We start from the raw sequence: 13,674 nt of genomic DNA, 5'->3' as shown, positions 1-13,674 counted from the left end.
ATCGAGCCTGAGCCACGCCGGCCCCCCTCGCGGGGACACGGAGGAGAGCGACATGCACAACCCGGGTACCGCCACCCCGGACCGTTTCCCGGCCGAGGAGCGCTTCGAGGAGGGCGCGCAGTACATCGCGGGCCGTCCGACCAGGGGCACCTCCGGCCGTACCCACGCGGTCGTCGACCCGGCGTCGGGCGAGGAGGTCCTCCGCTACGAGCTGGCGGGCACGGCCGACGTCGACCGGGCCGTCGCCGCCGCCCGCGCGGCCTTCCCCGGCTGGGCGGGAACCACCCCCGGCGAGCGGTCCGACGCCCTGCACCGGTTCGCCGCGGTCCTGGCCGACCGGGCCGAGGACTTCGCCCGCGCCGAGTCGCTCCAGTGCGGCAAGCCGCTGAAGCTGACCCGTGAGTTCGACGTCCCCGGGACCATCGACAACGCCGCCTTCTTCGCCGGAGCCGCCCGCCACCTGCCGGGGCAGTCCGCCGGTGAGTACTCCGGGGACCACACCTCGTACGTCCGCCGCGAGCCCATCGGGGTCGTCGGGTCGATCGCGCCCTGGAACTACCCCCTCCAGATGGCCGCCTGGAAGATCCTCCCGGCGATCGCCGCGGGCAACACCATCGTCCTGAAGCCCGCCGAACTCACCCCGCTGACCTCGCTGCTCTTCGCTCGGGCGGCCACCGACGCCGGGATCCCGGACGGCGTGATCAACATCGTCACCGGCACCGGCCGGGAGGCCGGGGAGCACCTCGTCGGCCACCCCGACGTGGCCATGACCTCCTTCACCGGCTCCACCGCCGTCGGCAAGCGCGTCGCGGAGATCGCCACCGCCACCGTCAAGCGCCTCCACCTGGAGCTCGGCGGCAAGGCGCCCTTCGTGGTCTTCGACGACGCCGACCCGGAGGCCGCCGCCCACGGCGCCGTCGCCGGGGCGCTCATCAACACCGGGCAGGACTGCACGGCCGCCACGCGCGCGTACGTGCAGCGGCCGCTGTACGAGGAGTTCGTGGCGCGGACCGCGGCCCTCATGGAGACCGTCCGGCTGGGCGATCCCTTCGCCCCGGGCACCGACCTCGGGCCGCTGATCTCGCACGTCCAGCGGGACCGGGTCGCCGGTTTCGTCGACCGGGCGCGGGCCTACGCGCGCGTGGTGACCGGCGGCGAGGCCCCTGAGGGGGAGCTCGCCAAGGGCGCCTACTACCGTCCCACCCTCATCGCCGACGCGCCGCAGGACAGCGAGGTCGTCCAGTCCGAGATCTTCGGGCCGGTCCTGGTCGTGCTGCCCTTCGACACCGACGACGAGGGGATCGCCCTCGCCAACGACACCCCGTACGGGCTCGCCGCCTCCGCCTGGAGCCGGGACGTCTACCGGGCCAACCGGGCCACGCGCGAGATCAAGGCGGGGTGCGTGTGGGTCAACGACCACATCCCGATCATCAGCGAGATGCCGCACGGCGGCTACAAGTCCTCCGGCTACGGCAAAGACATGTCAACGTACTCGTTCGAGGAGTACACCCAGATCAAGCACGTCATGTTCGACAACACCGCGGTCGCCGCGAAGGACTGGCACCGCACCGTCTTCGGGGACCGATAGTCGTACGCAGGCCGCCTGACCAACGGCCGCCCACCCTCCGAAAGGGCAACCACGCGCATGGAGCAGTACGAGCCCGACCGCCTGTCCGCGGCCCAAGTGGCCGCCATGCGGCGCAGCTTCACCAACGGCAGGGCCGCCCTCACCCGGCGGTCCCTGCTGCGCGCCTCCGCGGGCGGCGCGCTCGCCGTCGGCGGCCTCGGGAGCTTGAGCGCCTGCGGCATCCCGGCGGCCGGTCGGTCGCAGGGCGGCGTCCCCGCCGAGGACCGCTCGGCCAAGGAGAAGACCGTGAACTTCTCCAACTGGACCGAGTACATGGACGTCGACGACAGCGGCAAGCACCACCCCACGCTGGAGCAGTTCACGAAACGCACCGGCATCAAGGTCAAGTACACCGAGGACATCAACGACAACAACGAGTTCTTCGGCAAGATCAAGCCGCAGCTCGCCGCGGGCCAGGACACCGGCCGCGACCTGATCGTCCTCACCGACTGGCTGGCCGGCCGCCTCATCCGCCTGGGCTGGGTGCAGAAGCTCGACCCGTCCAACCTGCCGCACGCCTACGCCAACCTGTCGTCCCAGTTCCGCAGCCCCGACTGGGACCCGGGCCGCGCCTACTCGTACGTCTGGCAGGGCATCTCGACGGTCATCGCGTACAACAAGAAGGCCCTCGACGGCGTCGAGGTGAAGTCCATCTCCGACCTGCTCGACAACCCCAAGCTGAAGGGCCGGGTCGGCTTCCTGTCGGAGATGCGCGACAGCGTCGGCATGACGCTGCTCGACATGGGCAAGGACCCGGCGGACTTCACCGCCGACGACTACGACGCGGCCATCGCCCGCCTGCAGAAGGCCGTCGACAAGGGCCAGATCCGCCGCTTCACCGGCAACGACTACACGTCGGACCTGACCAGCGGCGACTTCGCCGCCTGCGTCGCCTGGGCCGGGGACGTCGTCCAGCTCAAGGCGGACAGCCCCGACATTGACTTCCTCATCCCGGACAGCGGCTACATGACGTCCACGGACAACCTGCTGATCCCCAACAAGGCCCGGCACAAGACGAACGCCGAGCGGCTCATCGACTTCTACTACGAGCCGAAGCCGGCCGCGGAACTCGCCGCGTACATCAACTACGTGTGCCCCGTCGACGGCGTGAAGGCCGAGCTGGCGAAGATCGACGAGGACGCGGCGAACAACCCGCTGATCATCCCCGACAAGGCCATGGCGGCCAAGTCGCACGCCTTCCGCTCGCTGAGCTCGAAGGAAGAGACCGAGTTCGAAGAGAAGTTCGCGAAGCTGACGGGGGCGTGACCACCATGACGAACACCACCGACCCGGGCGGCGACGTTCGCCTCACGGGCATAGCCAAGACCTACGGCGCCTTCACCGCCGTCCACCCGCTCGACCTGACCGTGCCCCAGGGCTCCTTCTTCGCCCTGCTCGGCGCGTCCGGCTGCGGCAAGACCACCACCCTGCGCATGATCGCCGGGCTGGAGGAACCCTCCGCCGGCACCGTCTTCCTGGGCGACCAGGACGTGACGGCCCTGCCGCCCTACAAGCGGCCGGTGAACACGGTCTTCCAGTCCTACGCCCTCTTCCCGCACCTCGACATCTTCGAGAACGTCGCCTTCGGCCTGCGCCGGCGCGGGTGGAAGTCGGTGAAGAAGCAGGTCGAGGAGATGCTGGAGCTGGTCCAGCTCGGCGAGCAGGCCCGCAAGAAGCCGCACCAGCTCTCCGGCGGCCAGCAGCAGCGCGTCGCCGTGGCCCGCGCGCTGATCAACCACCCCAAGGTGCTCCTGCTCGACGAGCCGCTCGGCGCCCTCGACCTGAAGCTGCGCCGCCAGATGCAGCTGGAGCTCAAGCGCATCCAGACCGAGGTCGGCATCACCTTCATCCACGTCACGCACGACCAGGAGGAGGCCATGACCATGGCCGACACGGTCGCCGTGATGAACGCGGGCCGCGTCGAGCAGCTCGGCTCCCCGGCCGAGCTGTACGAGAACCCGCGCACCACGTTCGTCGCCAACTTCCTCGGCACCTCCAACTTCATCGAGGCCGAGGTCGACTCGAAGAGCGGCGGGGAGATCGTGCTGAAGGCGGGCGGCGGCAAGCTCGTCCTGCCCGAGGCGCGCTGTTCGGCGCCCGCGAGCACCGGCGGCAAGGTCCTGGTCGGGGTCCGCCCGGAGAAGATCTCCCTCACCCACGCGGACGACGCCGGCGAGATCCCCGAGGGCCGCAACCGCATCACCGGCCGGATCGCCGACTCCAGCTTCATCGGCGTCTCGACGCAGTACGTCGTCGACAGCCCGGTCTGCTCCGACTTCGAGGTCTACGCCCAGAACATCGACCGGGACCCCCGGCTCGTACCCGGCGCCGAGGTCGTCCTGCACTGGAACCCGGCCCACACCTTCGGCCTGGACGCCGCCCAGTCCGTGTTCGCCGGGACAGAGGGCTCGGCCGGAGTGGAAGAGGCGGCCTGATGTCGACGCTCACCGAGGCGCCACCGCCGCTCGCACCGGACGCACCCGGGCCGAAGCCGCCGAGGCGCCGGGGCCGCCTGACCCCGTACTGGCTGCTGCTGCCCGGCATCCTCTGGCTGCTGGTGTTCTTCGCGCTGCCCATGATCTACCAGGCCTCCACGTCGGTGCAGACGGGCTCCCTGGAGGAGGGCTACGAGGTCACCTGGCACTTCGCCACCTACTGGGACGCGCTGTCGGCGTACTGGCCGCAGTTCGTCCGCTCGGTGCTCTACGCCGGTACCGCCACGGTCCTGTGCCTGCTGCTCGGCTACCCGCTCGCCTATCTGATCGCCTTCCGGGCGGGCCGCTGGCGGAACCTGATCATGATCCTGGTGATCGCGCCGTTCTTCACCAGCTTCCTGATCCGCACCCTGGCCTGGAAGACGATCCTCGCGGACGGCGGCCCGGTCGTCGGCGCGCTCAACTCGCTGCACGTCCTGGACGTGACCAGTTGGCTGGGCCTGACCGCGGGCGACCGTGTGCTGGCCACCCCGCTGGCGGTCATCTGCGGTCTGACGTACAACTTCCTGCCGTTCATGATCCTGCCGCTCTACACCTCGCTGGAGCGCATCGACGGCCGGCTGCACGAGGCCGCCGGCGACCTGTACGCCCGGCCCTGGACCACCTTCCGCAAGGTGACCTTCCCGCTGTCGATGCCGGGTGTCGTCTCCGGCACGCTGCTGACCTTCATCCCGGCGGCCGGTGACTACGTCAATGCCGACCTGCTCGGCTCGACCGACACCCGCATGGTCGGCAACGTCATCCAGACGCAATTCCTCAGGGTGCTCGACTATCCGACGGCGGCGGCGCTCTCCTTCATCCTCATGGCGGCCATCCTGCTCATGGTCACTTTCTACATCCGCAGGTCCGGGACGGAGGATCTGGTCTAAATGCCCTTCGTCAACTGGCTCAAGAGAAATCTCGTCGTCCTCGCGGGGCTCTTCACCCTCGCCTATCTGCTGCTGCCGAACATCATTGTGACGGTGTTCTCCTTCAACAAACCGAAGGGGCGCTTCAACTACGAGTGGCAGCAGTTCTCGCTGGACGCCTGGAAGGACCCGTGCGGGGTCTCCGACCTGTGCGGCTCGCTGTCGGTCAGCCTCCAGATCGCGTTCTGGGCGACCCTCGGCGCCACGCTCCTCGGCGCGCTGATCGCCTTCGCCCTGGTCCGCTACCGGTTCCGCGCCCGGGGCGCCGTGAACTCGCTGATCTTCCTGCCGATGGCGATGCCCGAGGTCGTCATGGCCGCCTCGCTGCTCACCCTGTTCCTCAACATGGGCGCGCAGCTCGGCTTCTGGACGATCCTCATCGCGCACATCATGTTCTGCCTGAGTTTCGTGGTCACGGCCGTCAAGGCACGTGTGATGTCGATGGACCCGAAACTGGAGGAGGCGGCGCGGGACCTGTACGCGGGCCCGTTCCAGACGTTCGTCCGCGTCACCCTGCCGATAGCCGCCCCCGGAATCGCGGCGGGCGCGCTGCTCGCCTTCGCGCTCTCCTTCGACGATTTCATCATCACCAATTTCAACGCGGGCTCGACTGTCACCTTCCCCATGTTCGTCTGGGGCTCGGCGCAGCGCGGAACGCCCGTTCAGATCAATGTCATCGGCACGGCCATGTTCGTCGTCGCCGTACTCTTCGTCCTGGTTTCCATGGCCGTCGGCAATCGCCGCAGCAGACAAAAGGCATAACCGTAGGGAGTTGAAATCATGGCCCCGAGCGCCATGAATCAGTGGACCCGATCGCTCTCCGACGCCCAGCCGGTCCCGTACTGGCTGGACGACCCCGGCCGGCCCCGCCCAGAACCCGCCCTCACCACCTCCGAGACCTGCGACCTGCTGGTCGTCGGCGGCGGCTACAGCGGACTGTGGACGGCGCTGATCGCCAAGGAACGCGACCCGGGACGGGACGTGGTGCTGGTGGAGGGCCGCGAGGTGGGCTGGGCCGCCTCCGGCCGCAACGGCGGATTCTGCGCCGCCTCCCTCACCCACGGCCTGCCCAACGGCCTCGCCCGCTGGCCGGACGAGATCCGCGCACTCCAGCGGCTGGGCGCCCGCAACCTCGACGCGATCGAGGCGGCGGTCGCCCGGCACGGCATCGACTGCGACTTCGAACGCACCGGCGAGATCGACGTCGCCACCGAGCCGTACCAGGCGTGGGAACTGCGCGACTGGCACGAGGAGATGTCCCGCCGCGGCCTGGCCGAGGACGTCGAGTACCTGGACGCCGACGCCGTACGGGAGCAGGTGAACTCACCCACCTTCCAGGCGGGCCTGTGGGACCGCAGGGGCGTCGCCATGCTGCACCCCGCGAAGCTCGCCTGGGGCCTGAAGCAGGCGTGCGTGCGACTGGGCGTCCGCGTCTACGAGCACACCCCCGCCCTGACCCTCAAGCCGTACGGCGCCGGCATGGCCGTCCGCACCCCCTACGGCCAGGTCCGCGCCCGCCGGGTCGCCCTCGGCACCAACATCTTCCCCAACCTGGTCAGACGCGTCCGCTCCTACACCGTCCCGGTCTACGACTACGCCCTCATGACCGAGCCGCTCACCGCCGACCAGCTCGCGTCGATCGGCTGGAAGAACCGCCAGGGCCTCGGCGACAGCGCCAACCAGTTCCACTACTTCCGCCTCTCCGCCGACAACCGGATCCTCTGGGGCGGCTACGACGCGATCTACCCCTACGGCGGCCGCGTCCGCGCCGAGTACGACGACCGGCCCGAGACCTACGCCAAGCTCGCCGGGCACTTCTTCACCTGCTTCCCGCAGCTGGAGGGCGTCCGCTTCAGTCACGCCTGGGGCGGCGCCATCGACACCTGCTCCCGCTTCTCGGCGTTCTTCGGCACCGCCCACCAGGGCAAGGTGGCCTACGCGGCCGGGTACACGGGGCTCGGCGTCGGGGCCACCCGGTTCGGCGCCGAGGTGATGCTGGACCTGCTGGCGGGGGAGCGCACCGAGCGGACCGAGCTGGAGATGGTCCGCAGGAAGCCGCTGCCGTTCCCGCCCGAGCCGTTCGCCTGGACGGGCATCGCCCTCACCAAGTGGTCCCTGGCGCGGGCGGACGCGCAGGGCGGACGCCGCAACCTGTGGCTGCGGACGATGGACCGGCTGGGGCTGGGCTTCGACAGCTGAACCGGTGGAATCGGTGACGTGTGAGCAGGAGCGCAACCCGCTCGGGGTCGCGCTGCTGCCGGCCGGCAGCGCGTGGGACGTGCTCATTCTGCCCGGCGAACTCGGCTACGCCACACTCGATGTGCTGAGCCGTGTCCTCGACCAGCCCGGGCCCGTGCTCGTCGACTTCGGCGACGCGCGCATGGGGTTCTTCGTGCCGCCGGGCACCGCGGCCCGCTGGCTCGGCACGGGCATCCGCACGGCGGGCGCCGGCACGTGGATCGTCGTGCCGTACCCGGGCCGTTCCTCACCCGGCGGCGTCCGCTGGCTCGTCCCGCCGGACGGTTCGGGCACAATGACGGACCCGGCGCTGCTGGAACTCGCGATGCACGAGGCGGCGGCGGGGCTGGCCACGGAGAACGATGGCTAGGCACCACCAGGGCCGGCCACGGGGAACGACGATCAGGCCCTACCGGCGCGGCTCGGGTGGCCTGGTCCGCCGCAGGAACAGCCACAGCGACGACAGCAGCACCGCGCACAGACACCAGCTCCCCACCACGTCCAGTGGCCAGTGGTAGCCCCGGCGGACCAGGCCGTAGCTCACGCCGAGTACGAGCACGAGGCACGCGGTGACCAGGGCGCGGCGGGCGAGGGCCGTGCGGAGCCGGGGGAGCAGCAGCAGGGTCGCGGAGCCGTAGGCGATGGCGGCCGTGGCGGTGTGACCCGAGGGGTAGTAGCCGGTACCGGGCGGGACGGCCGGGGTGCCCGGGCGGTCCGTGAGCTCCTTGAGCGGGACGACCAGCGCCGGAACCAGGGCCATGAGCAGGGCCGCGGCGGCCACCGGCAGCCACCAGCGGTCGCCGCCGGCGCGGCGGGCGCGTACGGCGACGTACCCGAGGGCGACGGCGAGGACCGGCACCGCGACCTGGATGTTGCCCAGGTCGGCGAGGAGTTCGGAGCCGCGGTCGGGGTCGACGAGGCCGCGGCTGACGCGTGCGTCGAGTCGGATCAGCGGGCCGTCGGCGACGACCTGCCAGGTGATCAGCGCGAAGAGCAGGGCGGGGAGGCCGAGCAGGAGGGTCAGGGCGCCCGGGCGGGTTCTCCCGCCCCGCGTGGGGGACGTGGCGCGCTCCTGGTTGGCGGGGATCGGCATGGGGCACAGCTTGGCACGAGCACAGACGCCCACTCGCGGCCCCTTGCGGAGGATCACGTGAACCAGTCGGCGAACGACGACGGCTTCTTCGACCACTGCCCGTGGCTCTTCGCCGCGCAGGCGTCCGAGGAGCAGCGCGCGGTACAGGAACAGCGGCGGAAGCGGCTTCTCGCGGGGCCGGGCGAGGTCCGGCTCGGGGCGGACTGCTTCGTCGCGGAGACGGCCGCGGTGCACCCGGACGTCCTGGACCTGGGTGACCGCTCGTACATCGCGGCCCACGCCTATGTCACCGGCGACATACGCACCGGCGCCGACTGCACGATCAACCCCTTCACGGTGGTGCGCGGCACCGTCACCCTGGGGGAGGGGGTGCGCGTCGGCGCGCACACCTCCCTGCTCGGCTTCAACCACGGGACCGCACCCGACCTGCCGGTCCACCGGCAGCCTGTCACCAGCCGTGGGATCACCGTCGGCGACGACGTGTGGATCGGCTCGCACGTGGTCGTCGTGGACGGCGTGACGATCGGGGACCACTGCGTCGTCGGGGCGGGAGCGGTGGTGACGAAGGACCTGCCGGCATGGACGGTGGCGGCGGGCAACCCGGCCCGACGCATCCGGGACCGACGGGAGCCGGGGGGTGGGGGGCAGGGCCCCGCCGAGGGGCGCGGCGAGTCCCAGGGCGGTCCGGGCGCCAGCGCGGGCCAGCGGTCTGCCGAGGTGGGCGGCGAGTCCGACGGCGGTCCGGGCGGCAGTGCGGAGCAGTGGCCTGGCGAGGTGGGCGGTGTGTCCCGTGGTGCTTCGAGTGGCGGCGCGGGCCAGCGGTCTGCCGAGGTGCTCGGCGAGTCCCGCGGCGGTCCGGGCGGCGGCGCGGGCCAGCGGTCTGCCGAGGTGCTCGGCGAGTCCCGCGGCGGTCCGGGCGGCAGTGCGGAGCAGCGGCCTGCCAAGGTGCTCGGCAAGCCCCACCGCGATCCGCGCGGCAGCGTGGAGCAGCGGTTCGCCCTCGCGGACCTCGCCGAGGAGCTCGTCGCGTTCGTCGGAACCGCCCGGTCCCAGGCCCCCGAGCTGCTCGACCGGTGTCGGCAGCCCGGCAGCGGGCACTACGTCGACCGGCCCGGTGCCCAGCCGACCGTGCGGGCCCACTGCGACGCCGTCGAGATCGCCGACCTGCTGCTCCGGGACGTGCCGCCCCAGCTGACCGCCGCCGAGCACGTGCAGCGGCTGCGGGCGTTGCAGGACCCCGGCACCGGGCTGGTCCCCGAGATCGGCGCGGCGCCGCCGCTCCCCGGCCCGGCCGGGGTGCCGGACGACGACGGTGCCGCGGCCTATCACGTGCTGTGCGTGGGCTACGCGCTCGACCTGCTCGGCAGTTCCTTCGCCCACCCGGTCCACGCGGTGCGGAACACGACCGCGGACCGGCTGGTCCGGCACCTCGCCGACCTGCCCTGGCGCGACCGCGCCTGGCACGCCGGGGCCTGGGTCGACTCCTGGGCCACCGCCGCGCACTGGAACCTGCGCCTCGGGGCGGAGCCGGCCGCGCCCGGCGCGCTGGAGGCACTGTTCGGCTGGCTGCACACCCACGCCGATCCCTGGACCGGCATGTGGGGCTCACCCACCCCCGAGGCCGGACGCCTGCAGATGGTCAACGGCTACTACCGGCTCACCCGCGGCTCCTTCGCCCAGTTCGGCCTGCCCGTGCCGTACGCGGAGCGTGTGATCGACACCGTCCTGGACCACGCACGCGACCCCCGCCACTTCGCCCCCGGCCGCGAGAACGCCTGCAACGTCCTGGACGTGATCCACCCCCTGTGGCTCTGCGCCCGGCAGACCACCCACCGCTTCGAGGAGACCCGCGCGTGGGCGGCGGCCCAGCTCACCGCCGCCCTGCGCCGCTGGCACCCGGGCCGCGGCCTCGCCTTCGGCCCCACCCCCGACGGCAGCGGCCCGGGCCGCGAACCCGGCCTCCAGGGCACGGAGATGTGGCTCGCGATCATCTGGCTGCTCGCGGACGTGCTGGGCCTCGCCGACGTCCTGGGCTACCGCCCCCGCGGCATCCACCGCCCGGAACCGGCCCCGACCGCGGGGAAAGCGTCCGGTTCCTGACCCCGGCTCACGGAATGGCCTCGATCCGCTCCAGATTCTCCTCGCCCCATTCCCCGAGCGGCGCCATCGCGGCATTGAGGGAATGACCGAATTCCGTCAGCGAGTACTCCACCTTCGGCGGAACCTGCTGGTGCACCTCGCGGTGCACCAGACCACTGTTCTCCATCTCCCGCAGCTGAAGGATGAGCATCCGTTCGCTGATACCGGCCACCGTCCGCCGCAACTCGCCGAACCGCAAGGGCCCTTCACCCAGCGAGAACAGAATCAGCCCCTTCCATTTCCCGCCCATCACGGCTATGGCGGCATCCAGCCCGCACGTATACGTACGCTTCGCCATCCGGCCCTCCCCAGGAACAGGACTGCACGAACAAAACTGTCAGTACCCGAGAAAAATGTAGGTACTTGAGGGAATGTACGCGACCACCCAGCATGGACTCCCGTAAAGAAGACCGAGGGAGAGAAACATGGCTGGGGACAGTCCCACACCCGTGACCGTCGTCGGACTGGGCTCGATGGGCCGGGCGCTCGCCGGGGCATTCCTGGCGGCGGGACACCCGACCACCGTCTGGAACCGCACCCCGGGCCGAGCCGGGCCGTTGGTGGAGAAGGGGGCCGTGCCCGCCGAGTCGGTCGCGGACGCCGTCGCCGCGAGCGGCCTGGTCGTCACCTGCCTGACCACCTTCGAGGACACCCGCGCGGCCCTGGAACCGGCTGCCGGGGCGTTACGGGGCCGGGCCCTCGTCACCCTGAACAGCGGCTCCCCGTCCGGCGCGCGCGAGACGGCCGCGTGGGCCACCGCGCACGGCGCCCGCCTGCTCGCCGGAGCGGTCAAGAACGTGCCGGCGGCCGTGGGAGCACCGGACACCCTGCTCTACTACAGCGGCGACCGGTCCGTCTTCGACGCACACGAGACCACCCTCAGAGCGCTGGGCGGCGACACCGTCCACCTCGGGGAGGAGCCCGATCTCGCCGCGCTGTACGAGATGGCGGTGGGCGCGATGCTGCTGCCCGCGCTCGTCGGCTTCTTCCAGGGGGCCGCCGCCGTCCAGGCGCGGGGACTGCGGGCGGAGTCGATGGTCCGGTTCGCCGGCAAGTGGCTGGACATGATCAAAACGCTGTTGCCGGTCTACGCCGCGGAGATCGACAGCGGCGACTACACCGACGCCGCGAGCTCGGTGGACCTCTTCCTCGCGGGCGCGGCCCACGACGACGACCTGGCCGAGGAGACGAACGTCGACACCGCCTGGCTGGCTCCCCTGCACGACCTGCTGCGACGGGCGGCCGAGGCGGGCCACGGAGGGCACAGCATCGCGGCCCTGACCGAAGTGCTCAGGAAGGGGGCGTAGAGGGAGGTCGGCCGCCCCGGAACAGGGGGGGTGGTTCCGAGGCGGCCGTCCGGACCGGAACGTCGCGCGCCCCGGGGGGTTTGGGGCGGGCGACTGTCCGATCGGTGAGGAGATCCAGAGCCTCAGGCTCCGGTTGTGTGCGCGAGGGCACGACCAGGTCGAAGCTGGGGAGGCCCCGGCCTGATGTCACCCACAGTCCCCTGTGGGCGGGGTGTATCTCTCATCTGGGTAGAACCTACGACAGGGGCAGGGCGGAGGACAGGCCGCAGGGCCCCCTGTCATCCACCTCGCACACCTTCTTCACAGGCTCTGCCGCTCGCCGCCCCGGTAGCGGAACCGGAGCGGCTCACCTGCCCCGACGGCGGCTCAGATGCGCGGTCCGGCGGGTCCGGGTGCGGGCAACGACCGGTTCAGATGCGGGAGAAGGCCTGCTCGATGATGTCGAGGCCCTCGTTCAGCAGGTCCTCGCCGATCACCAGCGGCGGCAGGAAGCGGAGCACGTTGCCGTAGGTGCCACAGGTCAGGACCAGCAGCCCCTCGGCGTGGCAGGCCTTGGCAAGTGCGGCGGTCGCCTCCGGGTTCGGCTCCTTGGTGGCGCGGTCCTTGACCAGCTCGATGGCGATCATCGCGCCGCGTCCGCGGACATCGCCGATGACGTCGAACTTGTCCTGCATGGCGGACAGACGGGCCTTCATCACCGTCTCGATGTTCTTCGCCCGGGCGTTGAGGTCGAGCTCCTTCATCGTCTCGATGGAGCCGAGCGCACCGGCGCAGGCGACCGGGTTGCCGCCGTAGGTGCCGCCCAGGCCGCCGGCGTGCGCGGCGTCCATGATCTCGGCGCGACCGGTCACGGCCGCGAGCGGCAGACCGCCGGCGATGCCCTTGGCCGTGGTGATCAGGTCGGGGACGATCCCCTCGTCCTCGCAGGCGAACCACTGGCCCGTGCGGCAGAAGCCCGACTGGATCTCGTCCGCGACGAAGACGATGCCGTGGTCGGAGGCGAACTTCCGGATCGCCGGCAGGAAGCCCTTGGCCGGCTCGATGAAACCGCCCTCGCCGAGCACCGGCTCGATGATGATCGCGGCCACGTTCTCGGCGCCGACCTGCTTGCTGATCTGGTCGACGGCCTGCGCGGCGGCCTCGGGGCCCGCGTTCTCCGGGCCGGTCGGCCAGCGGTAGCCGTACGCCACCGGCACCCGGTACACCTCGGGCGCGAACGGCCCGAAGCCGTGCTTGTACGGCATGTTCTTCGCGGTGAGCGCCATCGTCAGGTTGGTCCGCCCGTGGTACCCGTGGTCGAACACGACGACGGCCTGCCGCTTGGTGTACGCCCGGGCGATCTTCACGGCGTTCTCGACGGCCTCGGCGCCGGAGTTGAACAGGGCGCTCTTCTTGGCGTGGTCGCCCGGGGTCAGCTCGGCGAGGGCCTCGGCGACCTCGACGTACCCCTCGTAGGGCGTGACCATGAAGCAGGTGTGGGTGAAGTCGGCGAGCTGCGCGGACGCCCGCCGTACGACGGCCTCGGCGGAGGCGCCGACGGAGGTCACGGCGATGCCCGACCCGAAGTCGATGAGGCGGTTGCCGTCGACGTCCTCGATGATGCCGCCGCCCGCACGCGCCGTGAAGACGGGCAGCACCGAGCCCACACCCTGCGCGACCGCGGCGGTGCGGCGGGCCTGCAGCTCCTGCGACTTCGGTCCGGGGATGGCGGTGACGACGCGACGCTCCTGCGGAAGTGCGGTCATGCGGGGCTCCTGGGGTGGTGCGGATGGTGGTTCACGGACGCTTGGCTTCTTTTCTCGCAGGCTAGGGCGGGGAAAGGAGGGTGGGCATGCTCCATGTGGGCGTTGTCGGCACGGCGGCTTGT

General features: G+C 71.2%; 12 protein-coding genes and 1 pseudogene. 9 read left to right on the top strand and 4 right to left on the bottom strand.

The genetic code is table 11. The annotated features are described in order from the left end of the window. Positions 1 to 52 precede the first annotated feature (52 nt). The 7 genes from ACSUPV_RS11065 to ACSUPV_RS11035 are packed head-to-tail and all read left to right on the top strand — an operon-like array spanning position 53 to position 7,638. Complete coding sequence (locus ACSUPV_RS11065; RefSeq protein WP_359794454.1) at positions 53 to 1,588, top strand: gamma-aminobutyraldehyde dehydrogenase; 1,536 nt, start codon at positions 53 to 55, stop codon at positions 1,586 to 1,588. 57 nt (positions 1,589 to 1,645) lie between these two features. Further along, positions 1,646 to 2,893 (top strand): polyamine ABC transporter substrate-binding protein, encoded by a 1,248-nt coding sequence (locus tag ACSUPV_RS11060; RefSeq protein ID WP_031120883.1) that lies wholly within the window; start codon positions 1,646 to 1,648, stop codon positions 2,891 to 2,893. Positions 2,894 to 2,898: 5 nt separating this feature from the next. After that, positions 2,899 to 4,062 (top strand): ABC transporter ATP-binding protein, encoded by a 1,164-nt coding sequence (locus ACSUPV_RS11055; RefSeq protein WP_382614885.1) that lies wholly within the window; start codon positions 2,899 to 2,901, stop codon positions 4,060 to 4,062. Beyond that, on the top strand, positions 4,062 to 4,991 hold the full coding sequence (locus ACSUPV_RS11050; protein WP_031120880.1) for an ABC transporter permease: 930 nt from the start codon (positions 4,062 to 4,064) through the stop codon (positions 4,989 to 4,991). Before ACSUPV_RS11055 ends, ACSUPV_RS11050 begins: the two co-directional genes overlap by 1 nt. After that, positions 4,992 to 5,792 carry an ABC transporter permease gene (locus ACSUPV_RS11045; RefSeq protein WP_037763812.1) on the top strand — a complete coding sequence of 267 codons (801 nt, stop codon included), beginning with the start codon at positions 4,992 to 4,994 and terminating at the stop codon, positions 5,790 to 5,792. 18 nt (positions 5,793 to 5,810) lie between these two features. After that, positions 5,811 to 7,229, top strand: a complete 1,419-nt coding sequence (locus ACSUPV_RS11040; RefSeq protein WP_359794450.1) for an NAD(P)/FAD-dependent oxidoreductase — start codon at positions 5,811 to 5,813, stop codon at positions 7,227 to 7,229. Between the two features lie 13 nt (positions 7,230 to 7,242). Continuing rightward, entirely contained in the window at positions 7,243 to 7,638 is a 396-nt protein-coding gene (locus tag ACSUPV_RS11035) for a hypothetical protein (protein ID WP_436947404.1), read from the top strand. 39 nt (positions 7,639 to 7,677) lie between these two features. On the opposite strand, the gene ACSUPV_RS11030 is transcribed toward ACSUPV_RS11035, so the two are convergent. Beyond that, complete coding sequence (locus ACSUPV_RS11030) at positions 7,678 to 8,361, bottom strand: phosphatase PAP2 family protein (RefSeq protein WP_037763806.1); 684 nt, start codon at positions 8,359 to 8,361, stop codon at positions 7,678 to 7,680. 57 nt (positions 8,362 to 8,418) lie between these two features. On the opposite strand from ACSUPV_RS11030, the gene ACSUPV_RS11025 reads away from it, so the two are divergent. Next, the gene (locus ACSUPV_RS11025) at positions 8,419 to 10,461 is read left to right on the top strand and encodes an acyltransferase (RefSeq protein WP_436947403.1); all 2,043 of its coding nucleotides are present in this window, start codon (positions 8,419 to 8,421) and stop codon (positions 10,459 to 10,461) included. A gap of 7 nt (positions 10,462 to 10,468) precedes the next feature. Here ACSUPV_RS11025 and ACSUPV_RS11020 read toward each other — a convergent pair whose 3' ends face one another. Continuing rightward, the gene (locus tag ACSUPV_RS11020) at positions 10,469 to 10,798 is read right to left on the bottom strand and encodes a winged helix-turn-helix transcriptional regulator (protein ID WP_037763800.1); all 330 of its coding nucleotides are present in this window, start codon (positions 10,796 to 10,798) and stop codon (positions 10,469 to 10,471) included. Positions 10,799 to 10,925: 127 nt separating this feature from the next. Here ACSUPV_RS11020 and ACSUPV_RS11015 point away from each other — a divergent pair, with 127 nt between their 5' ends. Beyond that, positions 10,926 to 11,807 carry an NAD(P)-dependent oxidoreductase gene (locus tag ACSUPV_RS11015; RefSeq protein WP_436947402.1) on the top strand — a complete coding sequence of 294 codons (882 nt, stop codon included), beginning with the start codon at positions 10,926 to 10,928 and terminating at the stop codon, positions 11,805 to 11,807. On the opposite strand, the pseudogene ACSUPV_RS11010 reads toward ACSUPV_RS11015, so the two are convergent. Next, a pseudogene (locus tag ACSUPV_RS11010) lies at positions 11,807 to 12,031 on the bottom strand (phosphatase PAP2 family protein); the annotation flags it as partial. The gene ACSUPV_RS11015 and the pseudogene ACSUPV_RS11010 overlap by 1 nt on opposite strands. A 186-nt stretch (positions 12,032 to 12,217) precedes the next feature. Next, on the bottom strand, positions 12,218 to 13,552 hold the full coding sequence (gabT, locus tag ACSUPV_RS11005; protein WP_031118418.1) for a 4-aminobutyrate--2-oxoglutarate transaminase: 1,335 nt from the start codon (positions 13,550 to 13,552) through the stop codon (positions 12,218 to 12,220). Positions 13,553 to 13,674 lie beyond the last annotated feature (122 nt).

Origin of the sequence: Streptomyces sp. SudanB52_2052 (assembly GCF_964272415.1) — a bacterium.
Classification (GTDB): domain Bacteria; phylum Actinomycetota; class Actinomycetes; order Streptomycetales; family Streptomycetaceae; genus Streptomyces; species Streptomyces olindensis.
Note: the sequence above shows the minus strand (reverse complement) of the source record. Positions and strands in the feature narration are given on the sequence as shown.